The following is a 15,003-nucleotide window of genomic DNA, read 5'->3' as shown; positions in this document are numbered from 1 at the left end:
AGAACATTCCAGAGTTTGCTTGCCAACCACCCGTGGCGGTCCAGCGGTTCCACGACCTGATTGTTTTTGAAGACTTTGATTTTCACTTGGTGTTGCGGTGGACTCTGAGTACTCAAAACGGCTGTATAACCACCCAGATTCATCTCTATGATAAATATTCGGTTTGAAATCGGAGGATATCGGATCATGGTATTGGTGACAGACTGTAGAGGGGTTATCGGACTGATCCTGATGCCGACGGATCAAGTATTTTCCTTGATTTTGTATAATCTGGAGGAGTCCAGCGTGTGAGAATCGCCGTTTTGTTTTAGTGTTTAATGGATCAGTATGACATAGATTTCAATGAGCCAATAGTTGTGGCGCGACGAACGTGTGGACTCATGCATGTGATATCGATCTGAGATAGAGTGTCTCAAGAACGGCTGCGGCGATATTTATACTTCTGTAGTCTAATGAACAACGCTCTTATGAAGTACATTGTTGATGAGTCAGAGAACTTCTCGGACAATCTGTTTCAATGCTTCTTGACCAAGTTTGCGGATAATTCGTCACCGGACTGTGTCATTTCCTCGATTACCCCCAGTTTCTCACTAATGCCGTCCTCCAGCAGGTCCACGCACAGCCTATTTCCGGCGACAGTGCCCATGATACAGAGGACAACCTCACGGTGACTGTCTCATTTAAGAACGGTTCGGTTAGCACCATCTTGTACACTGTGCGATCCTTCGACGTCAAGCGAGTACGCCGAGGCGTTCACTGGGGAATATATACACACGGTCGAGAATTACAAGAACGACCGCATCGTTCCGCTGTCTCATAGTGATTAGTTCGAATAGTTTCACCGACGGTGTCGAATGACGCGGATTCAGCGGCTCCAATCACCGACACGGATAATCACGGCGGTAAAGACTTGCACTAATCACTATCAAAAGAAAGGTCACAATCAGCAGTTCGAGACGCTGGTTGACTACGCACGAGAAGGCGACCCATTCCCGTTCCCGGCGGGCGAACTACTCTGGGGTTCACTGCTTTCGTTCGAGGTGCAACGGTCCATTCGGGAGAATCAAGCCATCGATGTCAATACCAGCGACCTGTTGGACTGAGGATGATGTTTCCGAACCTGTCCACGACGACCGGTTACGCTCGCCCCGAGATGGTCACGTCGGACTCTTCTATCCAGAGACACAGCGTGTAGAGTTTCCAGAGTTTTATCGCGTTCTGCGCTCGCTCCTGGTAGCGGTCGTTAACGAGACTATTGATTGTTTCGACGTCGAACAACCGCTGGATGCGCTCGTCATCAGTCATCTCCTGAAGTTCCTCCATATCTGTTCGGAGTCGAGTATCGTCTGATCTCGATAGGAAAGCCAAAGCCCTCCTTTCGGTAGTCGACGTATTCATCGATCAAGACATCTCGAGCGACTGATTTCAGCGGTGTCTCCAGACCGTCGATCATCTTTTTTGTGAGCGGCTAGCCGAAGTACTCCTCGGTGATGTAGTGTGTGGCTAGTAGTACCCGGACCTCAACGCCGGCCGCCATGCTTGCCTTATCGATATAAGTGAAGTTGTAGCTCGCGAGAAAGCCATGCGGGTCTAGAAACTGCGGTTGCTCGGCACGCGAGGTAAAGTCGCGGTCCCTCAGCAGGTCGTTGATGCGATCTGCGTACGTCTCGTGCTATTCCGGTTGGTCAAGCAGTTAATCAATCTCACTACAATTGAAATAGTAGGTCAGACTATGATGCTTCGCTGGCATCGGGGACTTGAGATATCGACCCGTTCGAGGTTGTAATGATCTTGAACGAGGCGGTGGCAAGCCGGAGGTCACCAGCGACCGGTTGGTGGAGTGCGAACAGGTTGACCCGGCGGTCCTCTAACCTCAAATACGTCTCTATCTCAGCGTCGCCATCGACGGCGTCGCCGACTGGACGGGTGAGGATCCGGAGTCGGTCCGGGCTATGACGATTGGGTCGACGAGCGGCTTGAACATCTCGACGTCGCGCTCTCGGCGGTCAACCGCCGGTCGCCTGGGGTCACGTCGACGAGGTTATCAGAAGGCACGGAGGGTATCGCGACCGACAGACCGAGCGGGGATTGAAGATGGGTCAGTCGGATTGCCGCCTCGATAACTCAGTTTCCGATTCGGCCCCCTATCGGGGGACAAATAAATGAAACGTCGGCGGGAGCGATTACAGCGCGGGTCGTCAACAACTTCATTACCCGGTGACCACGAAAAAATGACGTGTCTTGGAGGGTCTTCGCCGCGATCGCGGTCGCGTGTCTCCTCGCTCTCGCGGGGTATGGGTACGTCGCCCCTGATGACCCCACCCCGACGACAAGTCCGGCGTTGAACTCGACAGCTATCTCCGATGAGACGCTCGCCGACGCCGAGTTCCCGGAGGGGTTCTCCCGGTCTGAGATCGATATCGCGACGGCTCGCAGGCTATCGATCACGTTCCTCCGGACGGAGCCGGTGTCCGGGGTTGCTCTCGAACGGTTCCGTCCCGGCGCGTACGCCGACTACCAATACGAAGCGGGCGCGACGCGGGCCCGGTTCCGTCTCGACGTGCACAACGGGTACGCCGACGTCAGTCAGAACGACGTTTACGTCGAGTCGAACGTTCGACACAGCCGTAGCGGGCGGAACGGGCGGATCGCTTTCAAGATGACGAACGGCTCGGTCGGCGAGACCCGGTTCCGCGCGGCCGACTCGATGTGGGCGGTGGTCTCCAGGATTCTGACGATCGGCGAGTTTCGAGTGATCCAGGTCACCGAGAACACTGGTGAACGCCGCATCCGATACGCAATCACCGATGTCGCCGTCCGAAACGCGACTGACGTTCGAGGGTACCTGACTGTCGACGAGGATGGGGTCGTCCGAGAGGCTCAACTCCTATACGGTCAGGCGGGCGAGCCCAAGCGGTTCCAGTATAGCGTCACATCCCGGTCAGCGAGCGGCGTCGTACCGCCTGCATGGCTCCCCGCTGCTCGCGCGGACAATCACTTCGAGCGGGGATTTGAGGCGAACACGGGATCGATAGTTGATGCAACGAACGACAGCGAAAACGGTAGTCAGTAGGTCACGATCCGCAGATGGCCGAGACCCCGTCATTTGGGCTAACCGGCGTGATTGGTGTCTTCTTCATTTAATTGGCGAGCGCATCCACCTCCGGTAGCCGATTCGTTAGAGAAATATATCCCTCATAGTAATAGCAAAGAGCCGTACCGCTCGCTTTCATTTCGTCGTATGCCCTGAAGAAAGTTGGTGGTGCTCCCGTCCGAATACGATACACTATACCCTGGTATCGGACTGTATGATCCGAGTTCTGGAGGTATTTTAGATGCGAACGAACGATTGGAACAGATACTCTGAATCCAATCGATACGCTACGCAGGCTTTCGGTTGACATGTGCACAGCGAACACGTATCCGCAGTCGGCGACGTCGTGTTTTCTCCTGGAGTCCCTACAGAAATCGCCTTTCAGGACGGTTCTTCTGGTCAAACACAGCCTCACGTGGAAGAATTTGTTCGAGTCAGGATCGACCACAGCGTACAGCCAAAACCGATGATCGTTGAATTAAATCACAGTCTTGCCGGCAGCAATGTGATTCGGGTTCTTGCCGTTGACCGACTGTAGACCGGCTTTCTGTACCCAATTATGATGTGTCCAGCGCCCGCGGGAAGCATCGAACGCGCCGGTAGACAGTCTTGTGTGAAACGGCGGGTTCAGCGTCGAGCTGTTGAATGCTTGTGTTCTGCCGGATATATATATATAGATGGCGAGATACCACATCCTGAGCGGGATTGTAGAGTGTTCGAAGATTGTGCCGGTATTGTGATTGAGCGTCTGGTTGCGATCCTTACAGAGATACCCTTGATACTCTCGATAGCTGCCATGTTTGATGTCTGATCACTGACCCAGACTGGTAGCGCGGGCAACAAAGTCCCTCACGCCAGCAAGCCTGCTACAGCGGCTTCGCGGCGCTCGCCTCCGAACTCAGCAATTCAAATGGGAACATTACATTCAGGTGACGCGTCCGTGTTACCCTTACCTGCCACGCTCTCGTAGCGCAAGATCTGCCCGACCGACAATTTACTTTGGAAAGAGCGAATAAGTGATATTTCTCACAGTGAGTAGTCTGGAGGTAGTGATAGTGATTAGTTCGAATAGTTTCACCGGCGGTGTCGAATAACGCGGGTTCAGCGTCTCCTATCACCGACACGAATAATCACGGCGGTAAAGACTCGCACTAATCACTATGAGTGAGTAATTCACAGCGTCTAATAAATTTAGGCTATTGATATTATCTAGACTTACATCGATATCATTAGGGCGCTTACGCAGCTCTTCGTTCTTTTGACTTTGGACGGAGATTGCTATACCCACATTTACGACATTCACTCGCACGTTGTGGATTCCGTGCATTACAGCGCATACAAATTTGCTTTTCGAGCGTTCGTTTTATTGCAGCTTCATTCCTTGCCATACCCATGATATCCTATACATGTGTATAACAGTTGCGAGGTATCCCGTTTTATTTTCGCTGCGTCTCTGTGATTGTCGAACGTGTGCAACTGTGTCACTGATCATACTAATGAAAATTTCTTATAAATGTGAACGTAAACTGTCCCATAACACCCACTCACTGAGTTGGTAATTTGACCCTCGTGGAGGGCAACGTTGAGTCAGCCTGTAAGGGCTGTATTATATACTGATATTGAATGAAGTGACTATCATTCAGAGTTCGCTTACTGGTATAGTAACGAAGGTGTGATAATCACGTCTATGAAGATGGGACAAACAATAATCATCAACTGATAGAAAGGTACTCACTCTCAGAGTGCTTGCTGGATTGCCGTCTCAATGTCTTCACGTTGAGTAACCCCAATAAATCGGTCAACAACCCCGTCATCATTCTCTATCACAACTGTTGGGAGTGAACGAACCTCATATTGATTCGCAATATCTTGTTTACTATCAACGTCTATTTTTTCGAATGCAACTTCATTGTAATCGGATTCAAGTTCATCAAGAATTGGATCCTGCGTTTTACATGGACCACACCAGTCAGCATAGAAATCAAGTAACTTGACAGTCATCGTATTCAACTAGCAGTAACCATGTTCATCTGATAAACGTTTTCACATTGCCAATGTTCACCTTTGAATCACATATTATTGACAGTTCTTTTTCTCTCTCTCAGAGAAGAGATGACAAGTATTGCGCAATCATACCAAGCAAAATGCTCCACTGACAGGGAGTTTTGCCTATGACTCGAAACGTCTACGCATACAGACGGATGAGGGGTGTAGAGAGACTTGATGTGGATGTAGCAGAGGGTGAAGTTCCACCATATCATCAATTAACCACTGCTAATATATTAGACTCATCAGAAACCCTCAAACATGAATTAACTATCTTAATCCGATGCTGACTGTGAAACGACCGACTATCATATACACACAAGCCGTGTTCATGTCTGGAGAAAGACGTGAATTCAATCGTGTAAACTACTTCACCCTACCGCTCGCCCGGCCGCTCGCGCTTAAGCAAAAAGCCTTAGCGCCTCAATTCAGGTAAATTGGGTTTGTGCATGCATGAGCTATGTAAATATAACGATGAACCAGATTGTGAACAATGCAGTAAACATTCAGGAATATTGAGAGAATAGCAAAGTGAAACCCACAGAGTGTATAGGATTGATACAGAGTATATTATTTACATCCATATATGATTATTACAGAGTCATCCAGCGGGTACCGGTTTATTACCCAACATGAACACAGCAAAATAGCGGGGAGATGCGCCATGCGTTGGGGTAATGATGACTTTGAGTCATTAGATCCAAAGGGCTCACTAGTTACAGCGGCATTTCTGCATGATATTGGATGGCAGGAGTTCGATCAGCAACCACGTCTCAAAAGTGATAAGAAAACAGGGAATCCCACGCCAGTCAATTTTCATGAGCTATCACCACAAACGTGGATTGATATGTATGAGCAAGGGATAGATGCAATTGCCGCTATCGATCCCTATGCAGGGTTAGTGGTGTCATTACATGGGGTCGGATTACAGAATAGACGATATGGGCTTACCCCGGAATGGAGTAATCCACGTTCAGAATTTGATGGATTTATTCAAAGAGAACAGAAGCGTCAACGCCAGTTGATGGAGCAGATATCAGAGCAAGACGGTTTTAACATGAGCTCCAAGGATAGAACAACGCTCAAACAACTTCAGGAGGACGCTCATAATCCAGAACAATATGAGGGACAACTCTGGTGTAATTATAAATTACTCCAAATATGGGATACACTATCCCACATACTGTGTGCAACGACCAATCCAACAGGAGAGACATCAATCGAGAATGTTCCGGTCTCAACGAGCACTGATATCACCATTTCAATCCACTCAGAAACGGCGAACACATATCGAATTGTTCCCTACCCGTTTCAAACCGACCCATTACTCGTCTCAGTAACTGGACGAACAGTCTCTGAGCAAACGGTCAAATCAGGAGAGACCTCAGCAGTTGCACGCGAATACTTTTTGAACACGGACGAAGTCGAGTTTCGAATACATTCCTGATACCTCGACCTTATTGAAGTCAAATACCAGCGTAGCTAGAGAGATGATGCCGCATCAGATTGTCATGCCAGCGATAGCTTTGTACCCCAAGTCGATGGGTATATAGGCGGGCAAATATCTCCTCAGCCCAGAGGTCGTTCATGATAGTCGTGGTCCTCGACGTGGAATCGGTCGACCGAGATGCGCATGACGTCATTCACGACGCGTATAGTGTGATACTCGATGTGAATTTCCGTCGGACCAGCGCGTGGTCTATCGTGTCCTAGTATACCAAGGGCTTCGGAGAAACATTCGACTGATGACGCGTATCTACTAAGCGCTGTAAGAACTGTAGATGGATTGCATGTCAACGACCTCGGTGTCAAGCCCCGAGGCTTATCGGTAGTCTCGTCGCGTCATATCCGAGTGAGGCTGGATATTAGTCTCTATCGAGTTGCAGGCGTTCACGAGTCAGCGACCCCGACTTTGGGGCTGGTTGACTGGCAGCCCATTACTGACAACACTCGTGACCGCCAGTCACTACCGAATTATGGGGGATTATTAGTAATAGATATGTTGCAACTCAGTTGACCGTCAGCTTCCTCTCCGGGGTCGAGCCTCGGAGTATCCGCCTCGATGTCCGATGAAATTCCGAATCTGTGGGAGAGTTCGTTCGCGTTGTCCGACTCACTATGTATCTTGCATAGACCTGAAGTCAGCTGACCTACTGTGTATTTTACATGGGTAAAGACACGATGCGAGACCGCGTATGGAAAACAGTCCATCAATTCAAAAATGGTGATATTGAGCGCGTTGTTAAACCGTTGCGTGGGGAAACCATCGATGGATTCACCAAACGTGAGGTGGACAATGCCGTTGATGCGTCAACCCGGACAGTGCATGATGTATTGAAAACAATGGTCCAATATGGTATCTTGACCGAGACCAACCAGCGTGTGAAAGTGCCGAAAGGAGACAGTGGCACTGCTATTCACGGAACGGTGATTTACAGCGCCGATTCAGCGGACAGACATACCAATATGGAGGAAATTAAGATGAATGATACTGTCAAGTCCGATTCAGATAATATCGCAAGCACATATATCTGCAATGTGTGCGGTGATGGATTTGAGACGAAAGATGCCCTCACAGCACATGTCACACGTAGTGATAATCATCCTCGGGTGAGTCAGATGGACTCATGCCCAAAGTGCGGAAATGAACAGATACTCAAAGTAAAACGGATAGATGATAATAGTCCCACAGATAATGAGACAGTTCTTATGATTGATCATAAGACCGAAATGAAAGAAATGGGCGGGGTAAAGACACTAGACATAACAAATTATTGTCTCGTGAGAGGCGATTATGAGGCGTAGGATATTGTATGCTGTATCTGCATTAGTTGATATCCTCCCCGCCCTGAAGAATGAAATTTTAGCCTTGCATCTCCCATACTCACACGAGCAATCTTATCATAATTCACCGGCAGATAGGTGAAATAAGTATCCGAGAGTTTGGGTCCATCTAACGTATCCATATTTGAGCACCATCCAGTGATATGTCCTCATTCGATAACAGCATGAACTGTCGAGATACCATTCATGTCGAAGTGAGTAATCAAACCCAGATTATATTTCAGTCCAAAGTCAGCATCTAATATTTTGACATCGTCGTTATCGACCACATTACAGAGTAGAATGGTGGTCGATTTCGGGTCATACCGGGTGATGGTGACATCGAGCGCGTCACTCGGATAGACAGTAGTAATCAATTGGACACGATTCCGACTTCCGGTATGGGTATCGATCCACTGTCACAAGTCGTCATCAGGTTTTGATCTGCGAGCGAGTCAGCTCATGCCGGGGAGGTTGTGGGCGACGACAGGGCAACTGTCGCATTTAGCGAGTACGTCCCACCTGGAACCAGCACTACGAGAAAGTTTCTGAATCGTGATACAAATCGGTTGAGTGGACTGTATTTACCAGTAGTGTCCGTATTAGGTAACATCATCCCTGAATTCATTACTTCCAACCCGCTTGATAATATGTGGCAGTTTCAGTGCTTGATTCATACGTAGAATCGACAGAACGGATCCAGCCGGACCAAGCGAACAACGATGGAAATATACATGGTGGAGAGACGGTTCGGTTAATGGACGAATTAGCAGCAATTGCGGCGATGACTATCGCGGGGACAACTTGCGTCACAGCTCACATTGGGAGCGTTGACTTCCAGCATCCAATCCCCGTCGGTGACGTTGCGAAACTGTCGGCATATGTGTATGAGACCGGCAACAGAAGTCTTGGAGTTCGAGTCACCGTCGAGAGTCGTAATCCGCGCGATACAGAAGCCATGCCAGCGACATCAGCCTGTTTCACGATGGTCGCAGTTAACGAGAACGAAGATGACAATGACTCGGTTGCGCTCCCATCGATCGTCCCGCAAACTGACCGTGGTGAGCATCTTGTCGAGACTGTCCCCTGCTGAGGTGTTGATTGGCGATGCGAATTTCATTGATATAAACTGTAGCGAAAACGAGAGCAATACCCATTACGGAGTAGTGACAACCCTCTGACGATCGGAGACATGCGTCCCATTTAAAAGTATTTTATTTGATATGGACGGATCAATTCTCGGTTTTATTCGAAATATTCCTCAATTCGTCATTACTGACAATTCAGTCTACGACAGCAAACAGGATACTGATGAGTGTTGATTGACGTTTTATTAGTATGCGAACAGTCAGCGGACCCTACATGGATAATTTTCTGCCGGAGTGGGGCTTCTCTCCAGTATGACACTCGTCTGGGAGAGACAGTCATCGTTTATATTGAATCCGAAATCCCATTACCGTGATACACGTATGTTTGGATACCGGATTGAGCCTGTTTCCGAGGCTTTCGGTCTGATGACGGTCTAGCTGATAGAGTGTCAGCGTGTAAATCCGTGTATATGTTCATGTATCAAATTGTATATTGCAAGGACAATACTCTTTGAGTCATATTCGTTAGAACTCACAGTTGACTGCAGTAGAGGTGAGCTAAGTTGGATTGAATCGAGTCACCCCGAAACCTGGAGCGGATCACATTTCTCAGAGTATCAGCGTAAACGACCACGGGTCGGGTGACCCCTGGCTTTTCTCATTCCCTCAGCCTACGTCGTAAGCACTCCACGCGAAGCGATTTCACGGGATGAGGATGGGCGGTTTACAGAACGCCCCGACCCAGACAGGCTCACCTTCCGAACAAACGGTTGGGTTTTGCGAGTCCGGTAATTACCCGAGTCAACATCTACGCCAGCATGTTTCGCCCACGCCCACGCTCTCCACGCCACGTTTACACTTGCGTTCCGATCAGCATGGTCTTGCTGAACCTCACACGAATCATTCCTACACCGGAACCGCCGACCCTGACGATATCCCCGATGACTCGAACCACAACTCGAGCACGACTTCGAATTGTACGGCGACTCAACTATCTCACACGGAATCTGGTTCCATGTCGCTTTGTAGCGAACCTGTTGCTCGAACTTGTGGAACGGCAGTTTGTGCGACCGACGGTTCATCTACGTGCCGTAGTTGATGGCGTCTCGAATCTCGCTCAGGTCCTCGAACACGATGACTGGGTTCAAAAACTGTTGGGCGAACTCCACCACGACTCGGGACATTCGGTGAAGAATCCACTCGGTGTAGCGCTCTTCTTTCACACCGAGTTGATTGTGGATGGAGTGTTGACCGTGTTCTTGACAGCGTTTCGTGATGGTGTGGTAGCGTTGGCGTTCGGCTTTCACAGAGCCGTAGTCCAGCACGAGTGTTCCGAGCGTATCCGTATCCATCGTCTCGCGATTAACAGCGGTGAGAGCGATGTTGCGCTCGTTAATATCGACGCCGACAAGTGTGTCAGCGTCTTCGGATTCAGGCACTTCTACCTCTGTTTTAACCGTGACGTGTAGGTAGTACACCCCATCTCGGTACAGAAGTTCGGCCTGTCCCAACGACCACTCATCTTTTGTTAAGGCGGACTCTATGAAGTTGAGGTCTTCCGGTCGTCCTCGAAGATGTCCTTTCACCTTCTTGTATGGTTTCGGACTCACACGGAACTGAACGCGGTCGTCTTCGTCTTCGTCTTCGTCTTCGTCTTCGTCTTCGTCGGTGTCGGTGTCGGTGTCGGTGTCGGTGTCGGTGTCGGTGTCGGTGTCGGTGTCGGTGTCGGTGTCGGTGTCGGTGTCGGTGTCGGTGTCGGTGTCGGTGAGTCATACTGTTGGCTATAGTCACGCGAAGGATTTCGGCACCCGGGGTGTCGGAAATCTCCACGTAGTTATAGCCAACAGTATCAATAGCCTTCGGTGTGTGCCATGACGAGCGGGTATGCTCCTTTCTTGTCTGTGGCTGGTGGCGACGGTTTCCCGACGTGGGTATCGTCTTGGTCGTCCCACCACTCGAGGAGTCTTTTGTAAGAGTCCCACGCTTGCAGGGCTTTCCTGACGACTGCACACTTGTTGTTCCGAAGAAATCCATCACGGTCAACCTCGCGTTGAATCTCGGTTTTGTTGTAGCCTTGTTGTTTGAGTTGGAGTGTATCGTTGGCGATGTCTCGTGCGGTGTAACGGGCATCTTTGAGCCACGACCGCTCACCAGACTCTATGCAGAGTCGGGTACGTGCGGTCTTCGTGACTTCTTCAATACCCATAATTTAATTATTGAATTAAGTGATAATAAAAGTAAAGATTAGAATAGAAGAGTACAGAAGTCATGCAGATTCGATTAGTTTGTGTAAGTATCACTTCGTGTGGTGTCGGAAGTACCGCCAGGGGATGCTGGAGTGAGTTCGAGACGAACTTGCGGAGTTGTTCGAAGGGACTGCTGAACGGTTCGGTCACGAGATTGTGGAAGTGGAAGTGGAAGTGGAAGTGGAGATTGCTCCTGACCACGTTCAGTTGTTCGTGGAGGCTGACTCGAAATGGAGTCCTGCCGAGATTGCCAAGCAGTTCACAGGCTACTCGGGCAGAACGATTCTGAAAGGTCACCCGGAAATCAAACAGCGGTATTTTTGCGGAAGTGGCCTGTGGAAGGATGGCTACGATGTCGGGACGACAGGTGGAGTTTCCGAGGACGTGGTTCGTCGATACATCGAGGAGAAGGAGAAGGAGAAGGAGACGGACCATTAGGCGAGTGTACGCGATTCACCCACGGGTCAGATGAGGTGACCCGTGGAACTCTCGCTGTTTCCTTTAGACCTGCTCGGAAGCGGATCGTGTATCGCTGTCGAAAGCAGTGACAAGTTGTTCCGGAAGCGCCTCAGGTGAAAACACTGAGACTAGGTCCCCCGGCTCAATCTCTGCATCACTATTCGGCGTGATATGAGATCCATCACGCTCAATCCCCACGACGAGGACTTTCTCTGGTAGTAGTCCTTCGCGGTGAGCGTCTGCAAGGGTCATTCCAGCAATACCAGCGGTTTCTGAAACGGTGAATTCAACAAGCTCACCGCCACCTGCGACAGCTTGGAAATCAGTAACCGCAGATGGAGCACGATCCTCCTCAGGAGCGAATCGATGATACGGTTGAAATGTCTCATCAATAACGATATCCTCACGCTGGATACTCAATCCGGCAGCCGATAACTGGTGAGCGATACGATTGATATCATTTGTATCCTCGCCGACAGCGGTGATTACAAGATTATCCTGTCCAGCGAGGAGTTCCCGCACATGAATGATTCCTGGGGTTGCTGCTGCTTTGTCGGCAAACGTCGATCGCTTTCCGACGGGAGCGGTGCAGGTGAATTGTGTGGTTACCTTTCCGTTTGACTGCTCATAATTGATATCGGTGTGATAGCCACGGATAATTCCACTTTCTTCCAGCTGACTGATACGATTACGGACTGTTGCTGGGGTGACATCTACCTCTTCGGCAATCATTGGTGCGGACGTGTCTCTTGCGTTCGCCCCAAGATAATAGAGGATCCGCCGATCGATCTCGTCGGGTCGATAGGTCACGATCTTATTTATCGGTTATTTGGGCAAAGACGTTGTGATACCATGCTCGTTCGACTTACAGTTGATTTGAGAGCGTGCATTCGGTTTGAGAGAGTCGCCGGAGGCAGCGCTGGCAGCGACAGTGAGTCTGACGAGTGGGTGAATCGCAAGCAGGCTACCTCTACCCTCGGAGGAGTCGAACGACCTCATCAGTCACATCCGGTTGGACTGCCAGGATGTATTGGATGCCGGGTTCAAGTATCATGTCTGGTCCTGGGAACGCGCCTGTATGCTGCTCGGCTATGATAACTGCTCCTTGCGGGAAGGAGACAGCATCCAGTGACTTCCCGGCTGCTGGTGCTCGTTCGGCGATCTCTATCTCGATAAGCTCCAGCCGGTCTGTGACCTCCTCGATTGTTCGAACCCCACCGCCGCTGACATCGATAATATCGTTGGCAGCCGTGTGAGCAGCCAGTTCTTCAGGATAGACAACAGCATCGACGATCTGTTCGAACTCCTCATGCTCGCCATGGTCGATTCGGGCGACTGTTTTGATATCGGCGGCGATTCGTTGTGCGGTCATACAGATTCCGACGTTCGTCATTGCACCGTGACTCGTTAGCGCTGCAATGACGTCGCTCCGCTCCAATTGCGCCTCTCTGAGTACACTTGGACGACCACCGTCTCCATGGATTACGGAGGCGATGTACTAATCGCTCAGAAACTGGACGCGGTCACTGTCCTGCTCAATGATGACAAGGTCATGACCACGGTTGCTCAATCGCTGTGCTGTATGGTACCCGACGCGGCCGCCACCGACAATAACGATCTGAAGATCTTTGCTCATGAATGAGTCTGAAGTCCGTATGTGCTGATAGTATGTATTTGTATCATTATGCTAATTATTCAATCCTCTTCGACTGTCTCGCTCATCGTTGAGTCCTCGATAGGGGTAGTCTCTGCATCTGTCGATTGAGTATTCGAAAGCACAGTACGAGTCCGCTCTGAGTTAAGCCCAACGTAGATAACTGCTCCAACCAGTAACCACCCGACTGCGACAGCCCATGTTACCCATGAAATGAATATAGCAAGGACTAAATTGAGCACACAACCGAGAATCGGCGGTGCGGGATAGAACGGAATCTCGAATGGTCGATTCAGATTCGGCTGATCTCGTCGAAGCTTAATTACCGCGAGATTCACTACAATAAATCCAAGTAGTGAGAATAAACTCGCAAGATTGCCGACAAGACTAATTGGAGCAACGATAGTCGCAACAAGCATGATTGCCGCGCTCGCCATTAACGCCGAATACGGCGTTCCGTATTTATGATGGATATTTCCGAGCCGTTCGGGCAATTGACCTTCTCGCCCCATCGCGTACGCCACACGACTTGAACCGATGACAACAGCATTGAGCGCACTGATTGTTGAGAAGACAGCACCGAATGCAATAAGCGCAGCCCCGATTGAGGCTCCAAAGAATGCAACGTCAGGCATGAAGCTAATCGCCGCTTCAACGACGGCTTTTTCCTTTGCGCTGCCGAGTCGAGGAGCCCCTAGTGTCCCGACTGCAACGCCGACGACTAAGAGATATATTAAGACCGTGACGCCGAGACTGATGAAGATGGCTCGTGGAATGTTCTTCTTTGGGTTCTCGACCTCTTCGGTGACCGTCGCAATAAGATCATATCCCTGAAACGCAATAAACGTCAATCCCATTGCCGGGAGAACTTTTGTGGCGCCCTTCGAGAAGAAATCAGACACTGTCGGAGCAGCCCCCGGATCAATTCCGAAAAACGTCGCTGACGAGACAGCACTGATACCGAAGAAGATGAACACGATGAGAATCCCGATTTTGACCAGCGTCACAAGCGTCTCTGCGCCACCGCTGGCTTCCGTAGAGAGTGCGTTCAGCATCACGAATGAAACAACCGCGAGCAATGCGTAACCGACCTGCCAGATTGGTCCTGCCGGCAGACCGCCCCAGTAAAGATGGATAAACTCGATAAAGTTCGAGGAGAATCCAAGTGCGTACAGTGCGCCGGCAGCCATATACGTGAACCATCGGGTCCAGCCCATCACAAACGCAATGGGTGCGGAAAACGTCTCACGAATGTACGCATATCCGCCACCATTTTTTGGGATTGCGCTCGCCAACTCGGCGTACGATAACGCGGTAAAGAGGGTAACGCCGCCGTTCAGAACGAACACAAGAAGCGCTGCAGGACCGGCAATTCTGGCTGCGAGCCCGGTCAGAACGAAAATCCCCGCACCGATCATCGCACCAATACCAACCATTGTCGCATCCAGCAGTCCAAGGCTTGCGGCTGGTGATCGAGTGTCTTGTTCCGATCCCATTATATGCCTCGTCGGTGCAACATGTCGGTCCAAATATCATTTTTGAGGACTGCAGTGAGATGTATGACAAGACCACAGAGCTCAGAATGTCCAGGAT

General features: G+C 50.1%; 12 protein-coding genes and 6 pseudogenes. 8 read left to right on the top strand and 10 right to left on the bottom strand.

The features are described from left to right. Nucleotides 1-854 precede the first annotated feature (854 nt). Together HQRW_RS01710 and HQRW_RS15985 are read left to right on the top strand one after the other, a co-directional pair. Nucleotides 855-1,103 (top strand): hypothetical protein, encoded by a 249-nt coding sequence (locus tag HQRW_RS01710; protein ID WP_049891534.1) that lies wholly within the window; start codon nt 855-857, stop codon nt 1,101-1,103. Further along, the gene (locus tag HQRW_RS15985) at nt 1,075-1,350 is read left to right on the top strand and encodes a hypothetical protein (protein WP_162470312.1); all 276 of its coding nucleotides are present in this window, start codon (nt 1,075-1,077) and stop codon (nt 1,348-1,350) included. Before HQRW_RS01710 ends, HQRW_RS15985 begins: the two co-directional genes overlap by 29 nt. A 431-nt stretch (nt 1,351-1,781) precedes the next feature. Here the strand turns inward: HQRW_RS15985 and HQRW_RS16315 are convergent. Next, nucleotides 1,782-1,892: pseudogene (locus tag HQRW_RS16315) on the bottom strand (phosphate signaling complex protein PhoU); the annotation flags it as partial. 344 nt (nt 1,893-2,236) lie between these two features. Here HQRW_RS16315 and HQRW_RS01700 point away from each other — a divergent pair. Beyond that, entirely contained in the window at nt 2,237-3,073 is an 837-nt protein-coding gene (locus HQRW_RS01700; protein ID WP_014555207.1) for a hypothetical protein, read from the top strand. A 587-nt stretch (nt 3,074-3,660) separates the two neighbouring features. Here HQRW_RS01700 and HQRW_RS16310 read toward each other — a convergent pair. The 3 genes and pseudogenes from HQRW_RS16310 to trxA all read right to left on the bottom strand — a co-directional run. After that, nucleotides 3,661-4,014 (bottom strand): annotated as a pseudogene (locus tag HQRW_RS16310) (transposase); the annotation flags it as partial. Nucleotides 4,015-4,332: 318 nt separating this feature from the next. Beyond that, nucleotides 4,333-4,482 carry a 50S ribosomal protein L40e gene (locus tag HQRW_RS14755; protein WP_011570611.1) on the bottom strand — a complete coding sequence of 50 codons (150 nt, stop codon included), beginning with the start codon at nt 4,480-4,482 and terminating at the stop codon, nt 4,333-4,335. A 349-nt stretch (nt 4,483-4,831) separates the two neighbouring features. Continuing rightward, entirely contained in the window at nt 4,832-5,095 is a 264-nt protein-coding gene (gene trxA / locus HQRW_RS01695) for a thioredoxin (protein WP_011570610.1), read from the bottom strand. Nucleotides 5,096-5,726: 631 nt separating this feature from the next. Here trxA and HQRW_RS01690 point away from each other — a divergent pair. Further along, complete coding sequence (locus tag HQRW_RS01690) at nt 5,727-6,587, top strand: DUF3891 family protein (protein ID WP_077260052.1); 861 nt, start codon at nt 5,727-5,729, stop codon at nt 6,585-6,587. A gap of 19 nt (nt 6,588-6,606) precedes the next feature. Here the strand turns inward: HQRW_RS01690 and HQRW_RS16670 are convergent, their stop codons facing one another. Continuing rightward, a complete protein-coding gene (locus HQRW_RS16670) occupies nt 6,607-6,729 on the bottom strand; it encodes a hypothetical protein (RefSeq protein WP_269448493.1) in 123 nt (40 codons plus the stop codon). A 577-nt stretch (nt 6,730-7,306) separates the two neighbouring features. Here HQRW_RS16670 and HQRW_RS01685 point away from each other — a divergent pair. Beyond that, nucleotides 7,307-7,945 (top strand): hypothetical protein, encoded by a 639-nt coding sequence (locus tag HQRW_RS01685; protein ID WP_231852385.1) that lies wholly within the window; start codon nt 7,307-7,309, stop codon nt 7,943-7,945. 670 nt (nt 7,946-8,615) lie between these two features. Then, nucleotides 8,616-9,056 (top strand): acyl-CoA thioesterase, encoded by a 441-nt coding sequence (locus tag HQRW_RS01675; protein WP_011570607.1) that lies wholly within the window; start codon nt 8,616-8,618, stop codon nt 9,054-9,056. Nucleotides 9,057-9,722: 666 nt separating this feature from the next. Here the strand turns inward: HQRW_RS01675 and HQRW_RS16870 are convergent. Next, nucleotides 9,723-10,691: pseudogene (locus tag HQRW_RS16870) on the bottom strand (RNA-guided endonuclease TnpB family protein); the annotation flags it as partial. Here HQRW_RS16870 and HQRW_RS16055 point away from each other — a divergent pair. After that, nucleotides 10,626-10,838 (top strand): hypothetical protein, encoded by a 213-nt coding sequence (locus HQRW_RS16055; protein ID WP_049891529.1) that lies wholly within the window; start codon nt 10,626-10,628, stop codon nt 10,836-10,838. The pseudogene HQRW_RS16870 and the gene HQRW_RS16055 sit on opposite strands and share 66 nt — an antisense overlap. A gap of 55 nt (nt 10,839-10,893) precedes the next feature. Here the strand turns inward: HQRW_RS16055 and HQRW_RS01660 are convergent. Further along, nucleotides 10,894-11,257, bottom strand: a pseudogene (locus tag HQRW_RS01660) (RNA-guided endonuclease TnpB family protein); the annotation flags it as partial. A 43-nt stretch (nt 11,258-11,300) separates the two neighbouring features. On the opposite strand from HQRW_RS01660, the pseudogene tnpA reads away from it, so the two are divergent. Further along, nucleotides 11,301-11,735, top strand: a pseudogene (gene tnpA, locus HQRW_RS01655) (IS200/IS605 family transposase). A 63-nt stretch (nt 11,736-11,798) separates the two neighbouring features. On the opposite strand, the gene HQRW_RS01650 reads toward tnpA, so the two are convergent. From HQRW_RS01650 to HQRW_RS01640, 3 genes and pseudogenes are all read right to left on the bottom strand, one after another. Continuing rightward, entirely contained in the window at nt 11,799-12,566 is a 768-nt protein-coding gene (locus tag HQRW_RS01650; protein WP_014555202.1) for an Lrp/AsnC family transcriptional regulator, read from the bottom strand. A gap of 160 nt (nt 12,567-12,726) precedes the next feature. Continuing rightward, nucleotides 12,727-13,392, bottom strand: a pseudogene (locus HQRW_RS01645) (potassium channel family protein). A gap of 59 nt (nt 13,393-13,451) precedes the next feature. Continuing rightward, nucleotides 13,452-14,906 carry an APC family permease gene (locus tag HQRW_RS01640; RefSeq protein WP_011570601.1) on the bottom strand — a complete coding sequence of 485 codons (1,455 nt, stop codon included), beginning with the start codon at nt 14,904-14,906 and terminating at the stop codon, nt 13,452-13,454. Between the last annotated feature and the right edge of the window lie 97 nt (nt 14,907-15,003).

It is taken from the genome of Haloquadratum walsbyi C23 (genome assembly GCF_000237865.1).
In the GTDB taxonomy this organism is placed as follows: Archaea; Halobacteriota; Halobacteria; order Halobacteriales; family Haloferacaceae; genus Haloquadratum; species Haloquadratum walsbyi.
This window is presented reverse-complemented; position numbering and strand designations above follow the sequence as displayed.